Consider the following 15,177-nt stretch of genomic DNA (forward strand, 5'->3'; position numbering starts at 1 on the left):
GCCCGCGATGTCCATCGATCGTTACAGCTCGCCAAACGCAGCAACATCTCCAACACCGCGGCTGCTGACGCGTGCAGGGTTGCGTCGACTCTTGGCGGACGAGCGTGGCGCGGCCACGGCAGAACTCGTGCTCACGACACCTCTGTTGCTGCTTCTGATCATGTCGATCGCCCAGTTTGCGTTGTGGATGCACGCTTCCCATATTGCTCAGGCTGCCGCATCTCAAGCCTTGTCGACCACGCGCGTGCTCGGAGGTACTACCGCGCGCGGACAGCGCGAGGCCGACCAGATTCTCCAGCAGTTGGGCAGTGGCCCGCTGCGCGATCCGCGCGCCATCGTGAGCCGGAGCTCGGACCAAGCAGCAGTGCACGTGGAAGGCACCGTGATCCAAGTCGTTCCTTTCCTAACTTTGACAGCCAGCGGTGACGCAGCGGGGCCGGTCGAACGCTTTCGCGCCGGAGTCCGGCCGTGAACGTCCGGACAGTCTATTATGGACAGCGTTTGCGGTCGCTCCGTGACGATGAGCGAGGATCAGCCACTGCGGAGCTGGTCCTGCTCACTCCGGTTCTGATCATGATGCTCCTGTTCATCATCTTCTGCGGACGATTGGCAGATGCCAACCTGCGGCTTGAAGATGCAGCTCACCAAGCAGCACGTGCCGCGTCTCTCGCTCGCAGCATGGCCAACGCGCGGAACGACGCTCACGCCACTGCATCCGCAGCACTGGCCAACGCAGGCATCACGTGCCTGAGTCTGGCCGTTACCGTCCATACTGCGGGATTCCGGCCAGGGGGCATCGTCAGTGTGGAAGTCACCTGCACGGTGGGACTGTCGGACCTCGCACTCCTCGGCATGCCGGGAAGCACCCAGCTCTCCGCATCGTTCTCGTCCCCTGTAGACACATATCGTGGCACCACAGCCAACGTTGGGGGTGCCTGATGTTTGGCACATTGCCCGTCCGACTGCGACGCCTGCGCGCGGACGAAGACGGACGAGTCACCGCGTTCGTCGTCGTGCTGGTCACCGCAATAATCGCATTCAGCGGTCTGGTATTAGACGGCGGCCTTGCCCTGGCAGGGAAAATTCGCGCGATCGGTGAGGCACAAGAGGCTGCCCGTGCCGGAGCGCAAGCCATCGATCTGTCCACCTACCGTTCCGTCGGGGCCCTGCGCTTGGTGCCCAGGCAAGCAACCATTCTTGCGCGCCAGTACCTTGCTGCCGCCGGCGACAGTGGCACCGTGTCTGTCGCAGACAACACCGTCACTGTAACCGTCACTGTCAGCCAGTCGACCCAACTGCTCGGGTTCGTCGGCATCGGTTCGATCACCGTTACCGGCACAGGGAAGGCCCAGCCTCAACGAGGAATATCCGGCGAAGACCGTGGGCTCGTGAACACTGAAGGGATTTCTGGGTCGAACGGAAATACGGGCGGTAATGGATTCGCGCCCTGAATTACCCTGTTACAGCTTATTTTCGGCCACCGTCGAAAGGAAGCCCCAATGACACACCACAACCAGTCCGCTGCGGCGAAACCAGTGCGCGCAGTGACGTTCGTCGACGGACCGGACTCCGTGCTGTTGAACCCGCACCTCCCGCCGTCGCGGTGGCGCGCCGAACGCGTCCGCGCGGCGCTGCATCCGCGGGCCGTGATCGGCGTGCTGGGTGGTATTACCCTGACAGCCGTCGCGGTGACCTCGGACCTGGGCACTGCCTTGGTCTGCGCCGGAGTCCTCGCGGCCGGAATGGGCGTGATCATCGGCTGGGAGCGTGCCGCCGGGATGCTCACCGAGCACGACCACGACGCTGCCTCCCCGTGCCGACTGGAACGCCGACGGGGCGAATTCTTCTTCCGCAGCCGCGACTTCACTGGCCTTGGCGCAACCGATACCGCAGTGCGTGTCCTGATCGCGGGCGTGGACGAGCTGCACCGCAGCCCGGTCCGTGCCTGGATCGACCCCGCCGTCCCGCGCGAGATGCATCGCATCGTGTGGCAGACGCTCCAGTTCCTGGACCGCACCCGCGCAGCCCGTAGCCTGGCCGACGAACTCACCGCCGACCCCGAGTCCGCAGTCGGCGAGCTGGGTGCCGCGGCACGCGCGGCGGTCACCGAGATCGAGGACGTCCTTAACGAGGTCGTGCTGCGCATGCACGGCTGCCTCGTGCTGACCCGGGCATGGGAAGCGAAGCTTCGGCGCGCAGAGCTGGCCGCAGGCACCGAGGAAGCCCTTACCGCCTTACCCGAGCACTGTGAAGCTCGGCGGTTGTTGCAGGCCGCGGAAGCGCTTACGCAGAACATGTTCGCCTGCATCACCGCTGCCCGCGATGTCGTTGACGCCGGAGGGTTTCCGTGGGAGCAGCCGGTCGAGTCTTGGCCGCAGCCCGGTTGCCGTGCCGCTGCGAGCACTCCGGCGGCTGTGCCTATGAGCGCGCTGCCGAGGCGAGCCTGACGCGGCGGGGCTTGCGGTGACCCGGCCCTAGACCGACAGCGGCGAAATCCCGTCGCAACGTCCGACTGCTGAAATCCGAAATTGCCGCGCGTCAACGGAGAAAGGAGAAAAATGGCCACCGGTGAGGAGATCGAGCGCCGCGTTGAGGAAGCCGACTCTGCCCGCAGTGCAAGGCGAGCAGCTGCAGCAAAGCAGGTCGGCGATCTGGCGCAGAGGCGATCCGAGGTTGCCGACCAACTGACAGCGATCGAAATGGAACTCGGCGAAACTCTGGCCGCTGCCAACGATGTTATCAGCATCGACGAGCTTGCGCAGTTCACCGATGTACCAACCGCTGACCTGGTTCGCTGGCTCGATGCACGGAAACCCGTCCGCGCCAAACGCAAGCGATCGAACGCTAACGCGGCGACTGCGAAGGCAGACAACAACCACCGGTCAAGTTCGACGAAGACGCCAGCGACCAGTCAGGAATCAGCGGCACCAGAGGTCGTAGTGCCTAACGCCACTACGACGGAGGCGCGTGCATCTGCCCCCGCGACGGTGACCTGACCTTGCGACCCGTCGCGGCACAGTTGTGCACCGAAATCCATGGCTTCGGCTCGCAACGCTCCCGACGCCGATGGGTACCACATCGACCACCAAACCCCACATCGCCAAGAAAACGAGCACGTCATGACCGCGACATCAGACTCAGCGCAGCGGAAACCGGTCCGCTCATTGAGCACTGGCCCTCGTTCCTGGTCGGTCCTCGCCGCCATGGCCCGGGTGCTCGCCCGCGCTCTTCGCGCTCTGCTCGCAGTTGTCGTCCTGCTTGCTCTGACAGTCGGCCTGCCCACGGCATTGGTTCACTTCATCGGCTGGCCGTTGCCCGACCACGTTCCTACCTGGGACGAAATCCAGAGCACCCTGCTCGCACCGATGTCACCGCAGTTCCTACTCAACGCCCTGGCCTGTGCGTTGTGGCCCTTGTGGGCCCGCTTCACATTCGACGTGCTGGCCGCGATCCCGGACACGGCTCGCTCCGCGCCTTGGCATCGCTCAGCGCGAAATGCCCACCTCGGCCCGCTACGCGCAGCCGCGGGCGTACTGGTCGGGGCGATCGTGTTCTCCATCCTGAGCAGCCGGACAACCGCAACAACCACAACGACGCACGCTGCAGCGACCGAGTCTTCCGCAGGCCGACACACCACCATCGCGACGACGCTCCGCCAGCCTGAGACGCAGTCGGCACTGACCGGGACCGCGAATAGATCTGCGATCGTCACCGCCGCGGCGCACACTCGCGCCGCCACGGCGACCCCGCAGGACATGGAAACTGTGCGGTCACCCGAGCACGGTGTGCACGACAGTTTGTGGCGGGTCGCGCAACGCTGCCTCGGCGACGGCAATCGCTGGCCGGAGATCTGGAAGCTGAACCGGGGTGCCACGCAGGCCGACGGGACGGTGTTCACCACACCGAGTCTCGTCCAACCAGGTTGGCAACTACGATTGCCCGCGCTCGCGCCCGTCTCTACCGAACCACCACCTGTCGTAGAGCACCGCGCCCCGCACGATCCGCCACAGGCGTCTGGCCCCGACACACAAGCCCCTTCAAGCCCGCAGCCGTCCGCTCCCTCACTGCCAGCCAAAGCCGCTCCTCCCGCTGCCACAGCGAGTCCCGGCACTGGGATCTCGTTGTCCACCGGTGCTTTCGTCGGCCTGGGCCTCGCCGCGCTGATCACCGTCGCGATGATAAGTGTGCGGCTGCACCGCCGAAGCAGTTACCAGCCCGGTGCAGCGGAACCTGATGATCCGGGTGGGGCCCCGGTCGTACGTGCTCTGCGGATCGCACACGACTCCGCGACGCTCCCTCATGACGGCGAGGCCGCGCCGCCCGTCTTGCAGCAGTCCTCCGGCTCCATCAGGCTGGCTGACCTCGAGACGCGTGACCGTGCGCAGGCCACCGCGCGCGCGACGCTGCCCACGCAGGAGGCGACCGTCCTCGGCGTCCGCGAGGGACAGGCTGTCGCGCTTGACCTCGCCCGCAGTTGCGGCCTCGGACTCATCGGCCCCGGTGCCCACGCCGCTGCGCGTGCCCTGATTGTCGCCCTGCTCGCGCAGGCGGAGAACGATGGCCAGGGTGCACTCGTGGTCATTCCTGCCACTGACGCCGAAGCTCTGTTCGGTACCGACCTTCCGCGGCGAGCACCTGCACGGCTCCGCATCGTCGACGACCTGCCGGCCGCGCTGTCAGTCCTGGAAGCAGAACTCCTCACACGCATCCGCGACGACGATGACGATGACGAAGCCGACCAGGAGCTTGAGCATCACGCCGACGACAGCGCGAATGCGGTGCTGATCGCATCACCTACGGCAGATACCGAGCGACGAATGCAAGCCATCCTCGACAACGGCGCTGGCCTCGGCCTGGCCGGCGTGCTTCTCGGCCAATGGCGTCCCGGCGGTACCGCCCGGGTCCGCAACGACGGCACGATCGGAGCGACCAGCCCGACTCTAGCCGGCGCTCTGGCTGGTGCCCGCTTGTTCACCCTGCCCGGAACCGACACCACAGAGCTGCTCGCCCTCCTCCACGCCGCAGAACCGGCTGACTCGGAGCGATCCGGGCAGACCACGACCGAAAGCACCTCCGTGCCCAGGGACGAAGCCGACCCCCCGCGTCGTGAGGCAATTGCTGCCACCGACGACGCCAGTGCGGACTGCCGGATACACCGCACGAACTTCGAGTTCATCACCGCCGGATCGCACGAACCCGCCCCCGTAACATCAGCACAGTCAGCGTCTCCACCGGCGCGTGTCGTGATCGACATTCCTTTCCCGGACTCCACCACCAAGCGGGAAACCGCTGGCCTTCCGCCCAACGGCGATCCTCGACCGACGCCGCACGCCCAGGGCGCAGCGCCATCAGCCGAAGCGTCGACGGACGGCAAGTCCGCAACCTCCCGGATCAGCGACGAGCCAGTGACCGATCAACCGATGCCCCAAACACCCGTCCCCGCCTCCGCTCAGCTCACCGTCCGCGAGGACACGCCGCTGCATCTGCAGGTGCTCGGCCGACTGCACTTGATGCGCGCTGAACCCCATCCCACAGATCTCATCGAGTCTCTTGCGCCGCGCCAGCGCGAGATCCTCGTCTACCTCGCGCTGCACCCCGAGGGCAGCCGTCGCGAAGTGCTCACCGCGGCGCTCTGGCCGAACGCACCAGGGCACCGCCCCTACAACTCTTTCCACGCAACCCTTTCCCAGCTACGCCGCGGACTGCGTACCGCGACGGGGAACGAGATCGCCAACATCACCGTCAACGACGACGGGCACTACGCGCTCGACCACTCCGTGGTCACGGTGGACCTTTGGCAGGTGCTCGACGCGCTCACCATAAGTCGCCACGCAGCCACCGCGCTCGACGCGGAAGCCGCCCTGCGACGCGTGGCCGAACTGTACCGAGGCGACCTCGCTGACAACATCTCCGCAGACTGGATCGACGGACCACGCGAAGCACTACGTCGGGACGTCCTCGACGCATTCAGCTCCTTGATCCGCACAATCGGCGACGGCGACCCCGAGCAAACACTCGCATTGCTCGAACAAGCCCGCAGCCTTGATCCGTACAACGAGGCCATCTACCGAGATCTCATGCGGATCCAAGCCCGGCTCGGCCAGTACGACAGCATCCCGCGCACGCTGAGTCTCCTGACCAACTCGCTAGCAACGCTGGACCAGCGACCTGCCCGAGACACCGTCGGGCTGGCCGATTTCCTGCGCCAGCCTCGCAACAGCCAGCTACGAGGCCGCGAAGCGAGCTGAGCGACGGCCCCAGCACCCTCCCGCGTCCAGGCAGGGCTAATCGGCGTCCTCGGCACCACGGCGGCGTTGCTGCACACGTTTGATCAGATCGCCATGTTCTTCCGCCCAGATCGCCGGCCCTTCCAGAGTCGCGAAAAGTTCTTCAGCGGCCGTACTGAGCTGGTACAAGGACACCGGCGGAAACACACGCTCATCGCGAGTGTGGTCGACCATCTCAGACATCTCCAACCGCAGCAGCGTCCGCTGCATGACGGTGTCCGCAAGATTCCTCGTGTCGCTGTCCGACCAGCCATTGCGTACGCGCGTCGATCTGATCTTCTCCAGCAGCTCGCCGCGGCGCAGGGGCCCAGAGGACAGAGCTACCAAAACGTCGGGAATCCACTCTCCGTTCAAGAGATTGCGGAGATCCCACAGTCGCTGCAGAGATTTTTCATCTCCCATCTCCATATCGCACTCCCTATCGCCTGGGCACACGCCCTCCTCGAAGGCGCACGACTGCCGTTTCTCGTGACTGCATACAGGATCACGGTTTTGAACGTCGACGAATCAGCGTAAACTTGTCATCGACGCCGTATCCGCCTCCCATGATCGACATCGTCAGGGTTGTCTACGGTACGCCGATCTCGGCAGACCGTGCAGCGGGTTTCTACGCGCTCCCACTAGGTAATACCGCGTAACTCTTGTGAGTGAACAACGCGGACCGTGGGGTGTCGGACGGATGGCCGCGCCCGTCCACCTTCTTCTCGACCTTCCCCTCCGCCTTCCTTTCCGGAGTCCCGCTAGAGAAGAAGGGGTGCGCCACGGCCTTGTTGCAGGCCAACGCCGGGCAACCCGCTTCCTCGGCATCCTCCGACTTCGGTGCCGGCAGGCACGTGAACAGTCGGCTTGGGTGGTGTGTTGGCCGCCTGATGCTCGCGCTGCCTTCCGTCCGCAAGTTTCGTTCTGCTGTGGCCGGCTTCTTCTTCATTCTCCTTCGTCACAGCTTTCCCTCCATTCTTCTTTTTTGATCCTAAGTGGTCGCATGGCTCTTTCCGCATTTTCCTTGCGCGCAAGAGAAAGTCTAACGATGCAGAAACCTGACTCATAGATGTTGACAACCACATAAACGGCGTGGCCGCAAGTGACGTGATTCGAAAACTGCAAGATATCCAAAGAGAAATTCGCACTGAATCCAAGCTGTGCGGGTCGCGGGCGCGGGCGCTGGCTGCCGCTGTGCGGGTCGTTCTCTTCCTCTGCGTCTTCCCAGCTCAAGGGCCCGACCGGCCCTGCGCAGGGGGTCGACGCCGAAGGTAACGGCGAGATAACGGAACCCGACTGAGGGTTGAAAGTGTCTAGGCAGTGTGTCAACCTAGACATGTAACCGAGACAGGCCGGAAGGGGTGAGACAGAGAAGGGCGTGAGGACCGGGACACGGCGTCCCGCGAGCGATCTCCTTCCTTTCTTTTCCTTAAAGGTTTGGTCGTTACGAACTATAAGACCCGCATAGCGCGGGCAGCGGCTTGGGTCGCGCGGACAGCAGCGAAACCGTGCAGGGCAGTAGTGGGGAACGACGCGTAGCCAAATGCGCATTTCTAGTCTGGGATGCGTAGTAACTGCGCTTGCAGCCCCGTTATGTGAATCCCTTGCTATAGAGCGGAGTAGCGCGCATAAAAGGCATGCCTGCCAGAGGTGTGTCCCCAAGATAACTACATGGTGGTCTAGCACCGAAAAACGTCACAACGTGTGGGCGTCCGGATTGTGTAAAGCGGTTGCCGACATTGAACGTCACTCTCTCAAGCGCGTCGCGCTTTTTGCCGTTCGTAGCACGCTATGTCTTACGGGCATGGTTCCCTGCGTTGTGCACTAGACATAACGGCTTCCCTTTAGGGAGGTTCAGGGAATGCGCTACCGGTCGACCGGGCGCTATCGCTTGCGGTTACGCATCGCACGGACATAGAAGATGATCCCCTTTGCATCAATCGCACCCGACGTGTCCAAATTTCGGCCCGTACCAGTTCGCAACTGGCCTGAACCGCCAAACAACATGCAACTACAACACCATTGGAGGACCTGTCATGACGCGTAAAGACTTCAAAGAAATTGCCGATTCCGTGCGTCGGGAAGTTGCGACCGACGACGAACGAAAAGCGCTCGCCGACGCCTTGTGCACGTACTTCAAATCGGTAAACACCCGATTCGACCGAGACCGTTTCATTGCCGCTTGCGGTCTGTGACTCGCACTAATCCGCACCCGCTGGGAGTGTCAATAATGAACAACCCTGAAATTTCGTTTTCCGAAGATGCACACCTGTTCTACAGGCAGAACTTTCGTTACGGGACATGGGACGGTGAAGACTGCGCCCGAGATAATGACTGGTCCGGCTTCGGGTTCGTGCTCGGATCGGGCGGTGATCCGCTGCCAATTCCCGGCGATTACCTCACCGGGCACCAGTGCGCCCACCTGGCGGACGTGTCCAACGGGCACGCGGCGGTGCGGCTCATGGAGGAAGCGGCACCCGGCAAAGCGGCCGAGTGGAACGGCCTTCTTGCCTACGACTACGGCGATTCCGCCGCACGTGAGGCCGCCGACCGTATCGGTGCCGCTCTCGCCGGATACCCGCTGCTCGACGACGAAGACTTGTCAGAGCGGGAATCCGAGAACGCCGCGCGCGTGCTGGTCGACTGCTACGACGTGCCCCCGGAAGTCGCGGCGGACGTCGTTTCGGCGCTGAGCGATGACGGGCAAACCTTGTGCACCGACTGCCACAGCTGGGATATCGACCACATCATGTCCGAGCTGGGGTACCGGCAATGCGCCGAGTGCGACAAGTGGCTCGAAAGCGCTTGTGATGAGCCGCTGCATTACGACTGTGCCGAATACTACGCAGAAGACGACTGTGAATGCGTTTCGGTCATGGTCGACGGATACCGGCACGGCAATCACACTGTAACCATGTCGGACGTGCGCGAAACATTGCGCGGCTGCGAACACTGTTACCCCGGTTGTCTACCCGTACGGCAAAAACGTGGCGTAACGAACGCGGCCCGTAAGAGGCATAAAGCAGAGGAGATACACCGTGGATACCAACAATCCGGTTAGCGGAAGCGAGCAGGACCGACAATACGCGATCTTTCGCGACTGCGCCGACCAGTACGGAGTCCAGCGCACGTACCAAGCACTATCCACCATGGGCACCCACCATGAACTACTAGTGAGCCTGGCCGTGCGCTATCTCGCCGAATCGGGCCCGCAAAGGAATGAGCGGCCCGGCGACGAAACCGTATTCGCCTACGCGACCGAGCATGGACACGTGCGCGTGATCCCCCGGTGGCGCGGATTGTGGCACGGGTTGGCGTTCTGCTCGGTCGAGCCCGACGAAACCGAGCAATGGCACCGCGATTTCAGCGATGCTGAACGGTGGCTTTCGCGACGTGCCGCGCTGCGCCGGACGGAAGAATAGCTGCGACTCTCACTCCGGCTACTAGTCGCACCTTGTTGTGGCGTTTCGGTGCCGCGCGCGTTCGCGCGCGGACGCCGTGACCGCACAACGGTTTCCGTAGCACCTCCGATAACGAAAGTGGGTTTGTCATGTCCAAAGAAACCAGCGAATGGCTCAACAACAATGTTCTGATCGGGTTCACCGACAAGCGCGGCCACGCGTGGCACTACCGGGCATCGGCGCAAGGCGGCGAGCCGAACCACTACCCCGGTGCCATCCCTGTCGCCGATGTGCAGCGGCGCTTGTTCCACTGGGCTGCCGAACCGGAACCGGTGCTTGTGGCGGGCAAGTTCGGCCTTCGCCGCGTGCCCAACAAGCAAGCCATCACCGCATCGGATACCGGTGACGTCCTCGGGATCTTCGCCGACGGCTACACCGTGCACCAGTACCAGGAATGGCTGCTGGACAAGGTCGGCACGATCCTGGATGACGGTCTGTCGATCGGTTCCGCGGGCCTGCTGCGCGACCGCCGACAGGCCTGGGTGAGCGTGGAAGTGCCCGAGAACATCACCACCCCGGAAGGCGTGGAGTTCCGGCCGAACCTGGTCGCCTGCACCAGCCACGACGGCAGCCTTGCCACCACCTACAAGCGCACCGTGACCAACGTCGTGTGCGACAACACCATGGCTGCCGGCCTGCGCGAGTACGGCCAACAGTTCAAGGTCAAGCACTCCAAGAACGGCAAGTTCCGCATCGTGGAGGCCCGCGACGCGCTCGCGATGGTCCACACCGTGGCCGAGGAATTCGCCGCCGAGGTCAAGGCCCTGTGCGAAACGACCGTGACCGACCAGGCATGGCGCGCCTTCCTGGACGCACACACCCCGATGCCCGAAGAGAAGGGACGCGCCCGCACCACCGCGACGAACGAACGGACCGCCCTGACTCGCTTATGGGACAGCGACAACCGGGTCAGCCCGTGGCGCGGCACCGCGTGGGGAGTGGTGCAGGCCATCAACACCTACACCCACCACGAAGCGATCGTGCGCAACGCCTCCCGCGCCGAACGCAACATGTCCCGCGCAGTGGACGGAAAAGCCGACGCGCTCGACCAGGACACCGTGACGACGCTCGGCAAAGTGCTGGCCTCGGTCTGACAAGGACCGTCGCCGCTTCGGTGCCCGCGCGGCCATGCGCCGCGCGGGTGCCGTGGCCGCGAAATGGCCACAACCGACGCCCGAACCAATTCCGGCGCACACAAACCGCGACACAGGAAGGAAACCAACCCATGGACATGCAGGCATTCGCGGTAGCGATGGCGGAAGCGCTCGACGGGACATGGACCGTCGAACCGGGCCACCACGGGCACCGCGACCGGTACCTCATCGGCCCAGACGGTGAAGAGCTTCACGTGTGGTACTCCGACTGGGAGAAGACACCACGGCTCAGGCTGTCCGCCAGCCTCCCGGCCCGACTGGCGACTATCCGGCACCGCCACGGAAACCCGGTGCCATCACACGAGATCACGGTGTCCCCGGCCAAGACACCGGAAACCGTCGCCGCCGAGACTGCCCGGCTGCTGCTGCCCGGCTACCGGGCCACCCTCGCGGAAACCCGTGAACTGAAACAACGACTCGATGACCAGGCCGCCGTGCGCGACCGCCTCGCGCACGCCATCGCCGACCCGCTGGGCGCGACCGTCCACACGCCCGGACCCAGCCCGCTCGGCCACGACCCGCAGGAAGCCATCGTGCGCTACCAGGGCCCTCTGGCCGGCACCGCCACGGTGCCCCGCAAAAGCGGACACGTGGCCTTCGCCTTCTCGGTCGCTCCGGGCGAGGCCGCTCGCGTCGCTGCGTTCCTGGCGACATTCCCGCGAACGCCGGATTGGGACCAGGACCACTGACCCGCCCGGATTTCGGGCCGAACAACGCGGCCCGCACTACCTGCGGACTGAAGCGAAGGAGGAGTATCGCCATGGCCTTGGGAACTCTGACAATCCACCACGACTACGAATCCGGCACCACCGTCGAGGGAACCACTCGCAACAGTCCTGCACACGTGGCGCTGAGGGCTCATCCGTCGTGGACCTGGTCCCGCTACGCCACGGCGTGGCTGCTGCGATCCTCTCGGCATCGCCAGTCCAAGCCGTACGCCGTCGCCGAGATCGAGAGCGTGCTCACCGAGGCGGGCTACACCGTCGAGCGCGACATCGACGACACGATGCCCAGCGTCGAACAGCAGGAAACCGATCTCGCCGACCGGATGGACGACCGGGCCGACCGGCTCACCGAGCGCTCGGGGAAGCACCAGGCCACGGCCGACGCCACGCGGGCGAAAGCCGACTACGTTTTCCACAACATCCCGATGGGCCAGCCGCTGCTGGTCGACCACTACAGCTACAAGGCCGACCGCAACCGTCGCGAGCGCGCCTGGAACCAGCTCGGCAAATCCATCAAGCAGGGCGAGTACGCCGACGAGCTGGCGCGACGCGCCGAGACCGCGTCGCACCACATGGGCGCCCGCCACAACCCGGTTACTGTGGCCAACCGGATCGAGAAGCAGGAAGCCGACCGTCGGCGTCTTCAGCGCGAACTCGACGGCGAACCGGGCTGGGTGACCGAGGCCGACGAGCACGGCCAGCCGCGGCACCTCTGGGGAATCCGGCACCCCGGCGAGGAGCGCGCGGTCTACCTGCGGCGTGAAATCACCACCCTCACCGAGCAGGTCGACTACTGGAAGGGCGTCTACGCCCAGCTCCAGGCTGAGGGCAAGGCGTCCACGCTGGGGCCGGACACCGTGAGCAAGGGCGACTGGGTGCTCTACAACAGCATGTGGATGCGGGTACGGCGGGTCAACAAGAAGTCGGTGACCGTGCCGAACCCGGTCTTCCCGCCGCCACGGCCCGGAGAGAAAGAGGCCACCTGGACCGTTGCCTGGCACAAGCTGCGCGGCCACCGCACTACCGAGCAGATGCCGCCGGAGGTCGTCGAGGCGTACGAGGCGCCAGGCACCGACCGGATCAACTGATGCGCACATTCCGGAATCGGAGGTACCTGGGGTGATGGGGTGAAACGCGACCACCTGGGCAGCGCGATACGTTGCGAGACATGCAAAGCGGACAAGTCTCGGTATGGGTGCCGATCGTTGTTGGCGTGCTCGGGCTCGTTGGGGTGATCGCGGGCCAACTCGTCAACGCCTGGCGCGAAGATCGGCGCTGGCACCGGGAACTGGAACGCGAAGACGTGCGGTGGGAGCGGGAGAACAAGCGTGAGTCTGCCAAGCTCGACCGCGATACGAAAGTATTGATCTTTGGCCAACTGCTTCAAGCCTTGAACCGGGCTCATTCGCTGCTTGACCGCCTTCGCGACGCGAGCGGCAAGGAACCGACTAAAAATGCCACTCCGGAGTATTTGGGAAATTTCTATGACATTCGGGAAAAAGCGGCCGAGGTTCAATTGATTTGTTCCGCGGGCATGCACCGATTCTTCTCGGAAGGAATGTCTGACATGTGGCTGCTTCCTGCGATGATGCATGGCGTCGACGTCAACGGCCCCAGGACTGGAGAGTCGGCCGGAAGTCTTACGCCCAAGGAAGCGATGGAGAGAATAAGCCGGTTCCGCAGCGATTTCCTCCGGCTTGCCCGTGACGAACTGGTCATAGATGGAGATAGTGCGACAAGCAGCAAGGCATGAAGACTGTGGAAGTCCTGGCCTGGCTCGCAGTGGTCGGTGCGTGCGGCGGGCCGTTCATCACAGCGGCCCGCAATTGCGGGAGATCGCCAACTCTGGCGGTGTACTCGCCGTACCGTCGGTACGCAAGTCAACGCCTGGCCGCCGCTCAGCGCGAGGTGCCTGTGATCGTCGAGGTCGGCCGCCGTGCCCAAGCGGTCCCGGGAGTGGGTCACCTCGGCGAAGTCTGCCGGGGCCAGCGAACTGCTGCGTGCCGGGGATTGCCACCGCTATCTGTGCCGACGAGGTCACCACCACCCACCGGCTCCGATGACTCGCCGCCGTTGGACCGGGTCAGCAGCGGATGTCGTGGCCAGGATCTGCTGGTCGACGCGCCTCTGGTGACCGTGCGCTGTCTAGCTAAGGTGTCTAGGGAGACACGGCAGCAAGCAAATGGCCAGCCTAGAGGATCGGCCAACCCTGGCCACGCGAGAGAGAGTCGCAGATGGACAAGGACGAGCACATCGCGCAGCTGCGCGCCCGCCGACAGCGCATCGAAGCGATCGAAACCGCCCTGGAGAGCATCCGCGAGGTGGAAAGCTCCCTGCAGGAGATGCGGGAAATCCTGCTCCAGCAGCGGAAGGCCGAACGAACAGAGCGGCTCGCCGATATCCGTGAAGCGGACAAGGCCGGTGTGCCGAAGACCAGAATCTCCAAGGAGGTCGGCCTCAGCCGCGCGAACCTCTACAACCACCTCAAAGGCACCCCGGCAGACGAGTAGCCGGGCTCACGCGTCTGGACGATCATCTGGAGAACCAGGGCCATGCGCCGGAAACGCTCCGGGAATGTCACGCAGGCTCTTCCCGGGCGGCGCGACGGTGCGCACCTATCGGCAGAGCTGGCCTCCTCGTTGCCGGTAGAACTCGACGGGGTCGACGGGCTGCCCGTTGGCCTCGATCTGCAGGTGCAGGTGTGCTCCGGTGGCGGCTCCGCGGTTTCCGACCGCGGCGATGGGCTGGCCGGCCTGAACGAGTTGTCCTTCGCGGACTAGGTTGTGGTCGTTGTGGCCGTAGATCGTCACGATTCCGTCCGCGTGCTGGATGCGGACCCACAGCCCGTAGCCGGACGCCGGTCCTGAGCTGATCACCGTGCCGGAGTTGGCTGCCAGGATCGGCGTGCCGATGGGAGCGGCGATGTCGAGTCCTTTGTGGAATTCGTTGCCGCGGTACCCGAATCTGGAGGTGCAGGTGCCGCTCGTGGGGGTCGTCCAGCCGCCGGTCGTCGCATTGGTCGTGCAGGTGGCACCTTGGATTGCCCCGACGATCTGGCGCGCTGTTGGCTCGAATTTCGCGTAGCGGTCGGGAAAGCCCGATCGCTGCACGGTCTGGGCGGCAACGGTGACCGGCATGTTCTGCCAGTTCGGCAGCGCCAGCAGATGCCGGTAGAACTGCTCGCTGCTGTAGGCGGGGTCCATGATCTGCGCGACCGTTCCCCAGCCTTGCGAGGGGCGCTGCTGGAACAGTCCGACGCTGTCGCGATCGCCGTAGTTCAGGTTCTGCAGCCGCGACTCGGTGAGCGCCGCGGCGACCGCGACGACCCAGCCCTGCTCGGGCACGTTCATCCGTTTGCCGACAGCGACGATCGTCGCCGCGTTGCCCATCTCCTGCGGTCCGTACCCCGCGGCGGAGGTGGCGCTCGCTCCGGCGGGGGCACAGTTCATGCCCCCGCCAGCGCTGCTTGAACTGCCGAACACGGCTTGAACCACAGCGATGGCGCCACCGCCGATGAAGAGCATGATCACGACGACGAGCCCGGCGCCGGCGGCGGCCACCTTGCCCATGA

17 protein-coding genes are annotated in these 15,177 nt (G+C 64.5%); 15 read left to right on the forward strand and 2 right to left on the reverse strand.

Annotated elements, in window-relative coordinates; all coding sequences use genetic code 11:
* Nucleotides 1-7: 7 nt before the first annotated feature.
* From A4R44_RS19660 to A4R44_RS19670, 6 genes are all read left to right on the forward strand, one after another.
* Complete coding sequence (locus A4R44_RS19660; protein WP_095213483.1) at nt 8-472, forward strand: TadE/TadG family type IV pilus assembly protein; 465 nt, start codon at nt 8-10, stop codon at nt 470-472.
* The gene (locus A4R44_RS45910; protein WP_338080285.1) at nt 469-939 is read left to right on the forward strand and encodes a TadE family protein; all 471 of its coding nucleotides are present in this window, start codon (nt 469-471) and stop codon (nt 937-939) included. Before A4R44_RS19660 ends, A4R44_RS45910 begins: the two co-directional genes overlap by 4 nt.
* Nucleotides 939-1,451 (forward strand): hypothetical protein, encoded by a 513-nt coding sequence (locus tag A4R44_RS45915; protein ID WP_095213465.1) that lies wholly within the window; start codon nt 939-941, stop codon nt 1,449-1,451. The genes A4R44_RS45910 and A4R44_RS45915 overlap by 1 nt, the downstream gene beginning before the upstream one ends.
* A gap of 48 nt (nt 1,452-1,499) precedes the next feature.
* The gene (locus tag A4R44_RS19665; protein WP_067582561.1) at nt 1,500-2,447 is read left to right on the forward strand and encodes a hypothetical protein; all 948 of its coding nucleotides are present in this window, start codon (nt 1,500-1,502) and stop codon (nt 2,445-2,447) included.
* A gap of 111 nt (nt 2,448-2,558) precedes the next feature.
* Nucleotides 2,559-2,996 (forward strand): hypothetical protein, encoded by a 438-nt coding sequence (locus A4R44_RS45920; protein WP_198545363.1) that lies wholly within the window; start codon nt 2,559-2,561, stop codon nt 2,994-2,996.
* A gap of 207 nt (nt 2,997-3,203) precedes the next feature.
* Nucleotides 3,204-6,248 (forward strand): BTAD domain-containing putative transcriptional regulator, encoded by a 3,045-nt coding sequence (locus A4R44_RS19670; RefSeq protein WP_095213466.1) that lies wholly within the window; start codon nt 3,204-3,206, stop codon nt 6,246-6,248.
* 36 nt (nt 6,249-6,284) lie between these two features.
* Here A4R44_RS19670 and A4R44_RS19675 read toward each other — a convergent pair whose 3' ends face one another.
* Entirely contained in the window at nt 6,285-6,695 is a 411-nt protein-coding gene (locus A4R44_RS19675; RefSeq protein WP_067582567.1) for a hypothetical protein, read from the reverse strand.
* A 239-nt stretch (nt 6,696-6,934) separates the two neighbouring features.
* Between A4R44_RS19675 and A4R44_RS48105 the strand changes: the two genes are divergently transcribed.
* The 9 genes from A4R44_RS48105 (at nt 6,935) to A4R44_RS19705 (ending at nt 14,116) form a co-directional block, all read left to right on the forward strand.
* On the forward strand, nt 6,935-7,255 hold the full coding sequence (locus A4R44_RS48105; RefSeq protein WP_157904940.1) for a hypothetical protein: 321 nt from the start codon (nt 6,935-6,937) through the stop codon (nt 7,253-7,255).
* 1,047 nt (nt 7,256-8,302) lie between these two features.
* Nucleotides 8,303-8,461: a hypothetical protein gene (locus A4R44_RS48110; protein ID WP_157904941.1), complete on the forward strand. Its 159-nt coding sequence runs from the start codon at nt 8,303-8,305 to the stop codon at nt 8,459-8,461.
* Nucleotides 8,462-8,496: 35 nt separating this feature from the next.
* Nucleotides 8,497-9,327, forward strand: coding sequence for a hypothetical protein (locus A4R44_RS19680; RefSeq protein WP_067582570.1), 831 nt, complete (start codon nt 8,497-8,499; stop codon nt 9,325-9,327).
* Nucleotides 9,305-9,688 (forward strand): hypothetical protein, encoded by a 384-nt coding sequence (locus A4R44_RS48115; protein ID WP_157904942.1) that lies wholly within the window; start codon nt 9,305-9,307, stop codon nt 9,686-9,688. The genes A4R44_RS19680 and A4R44_RS48115 overlap by 23 nt, the downstream gene beginning before the upstream one ends.
* Nucleotides 9,689-9,816: 128 nt before the next feature.
* A complete protein-coding gene (locus A4R44_RS19690) occupies nt 9,817-10,821 on the forward strand; it encodes a DUF932 domain-containing protein (protein WP_067582576.1) in 1,005 nt (334 codons plus the stop codon).
* 131 nt (nt 10,822-10,952) lie between these two features.
* Nucleotides 10,953-11,570 (forward strand): hypothetical protein, encoded by a 618-nt coding sequence (locus A4R44_RS19695; RefSeq protein WP_067582579.1) that lies wholly within the window; start codon nt 10,953-10,955, stop codon nt 11,568-11,570.
* 71 nt (nt 11,571-11,641) lie between these two features.
* Nucleotides 11,642-12,694 carry a DUF3560 domain-containing protein gene (locus A4R44_RS19700; RefSeq protein ID WP_067582583.1) on the forward strand — a complete coding sequence of 351 codons (1,053 nt, stop codon included), beginning with the start codon at nt 11,642-11,644 and terminating at the stop codon, nt 12,692-12,694.
* An 80-nt stretch (nt 12,695-12,774) separates the two neighbouring features.
* Nucleotides 12,775-13,359 carry a hypothetical protein gene (locus tag A4R44_RS48120; protein ID WP_157904943.1) on the forward strand — a complete coding sequence of 195 codons (585 nt, stop codon included), beginning with the start codon at nt 12,775-12,777 and terminating at the stop codon, nt 13,357-13,359.
* A gap of 481 nt (nt 13,360-13,840) precedes the next feature.
* The gene (locus A4R44_RS19705; RefSeq protein WP_067582586.1) at nt 13,841-14,116 is read left to right on the forward strand and encodes a hypothetical protein; all 276 of its coding nucleotides are present in this window, start codon (nt 13,841-13,843) and stop codon (nt 14,114-14,116) included.
* 105 nt (nt 14,117-14,221) lie between these two features.
* Here A4R44_RS19705 and A4R44_RS19710 read toward each other — a convergent pair whose 3' ends face one another.
* On the reverse strand, nt 14,222-15,175 hold the full coding sequence (locus tag A4R44_RS19710; protein WP_067582589.1) for a M23 family metallopeptidase: 954 nt from the start codon (nt 15,173-15,175) through the stop codon (nt 14,222-14,224).
* Nucleotides 15,176-15,177 lie beyond the last annotated feature (2 nt).

It is taken from the genome of Amycolatopsis sp. M39 (genome assembly GCF_001651785.1).
Lineage (GTDB): Bacteria > Actinomycetota > Actinomycetes > Mycobacteriales > Pseudonocardiaceae > Amycolatopsis > Amycolatopsis rubida.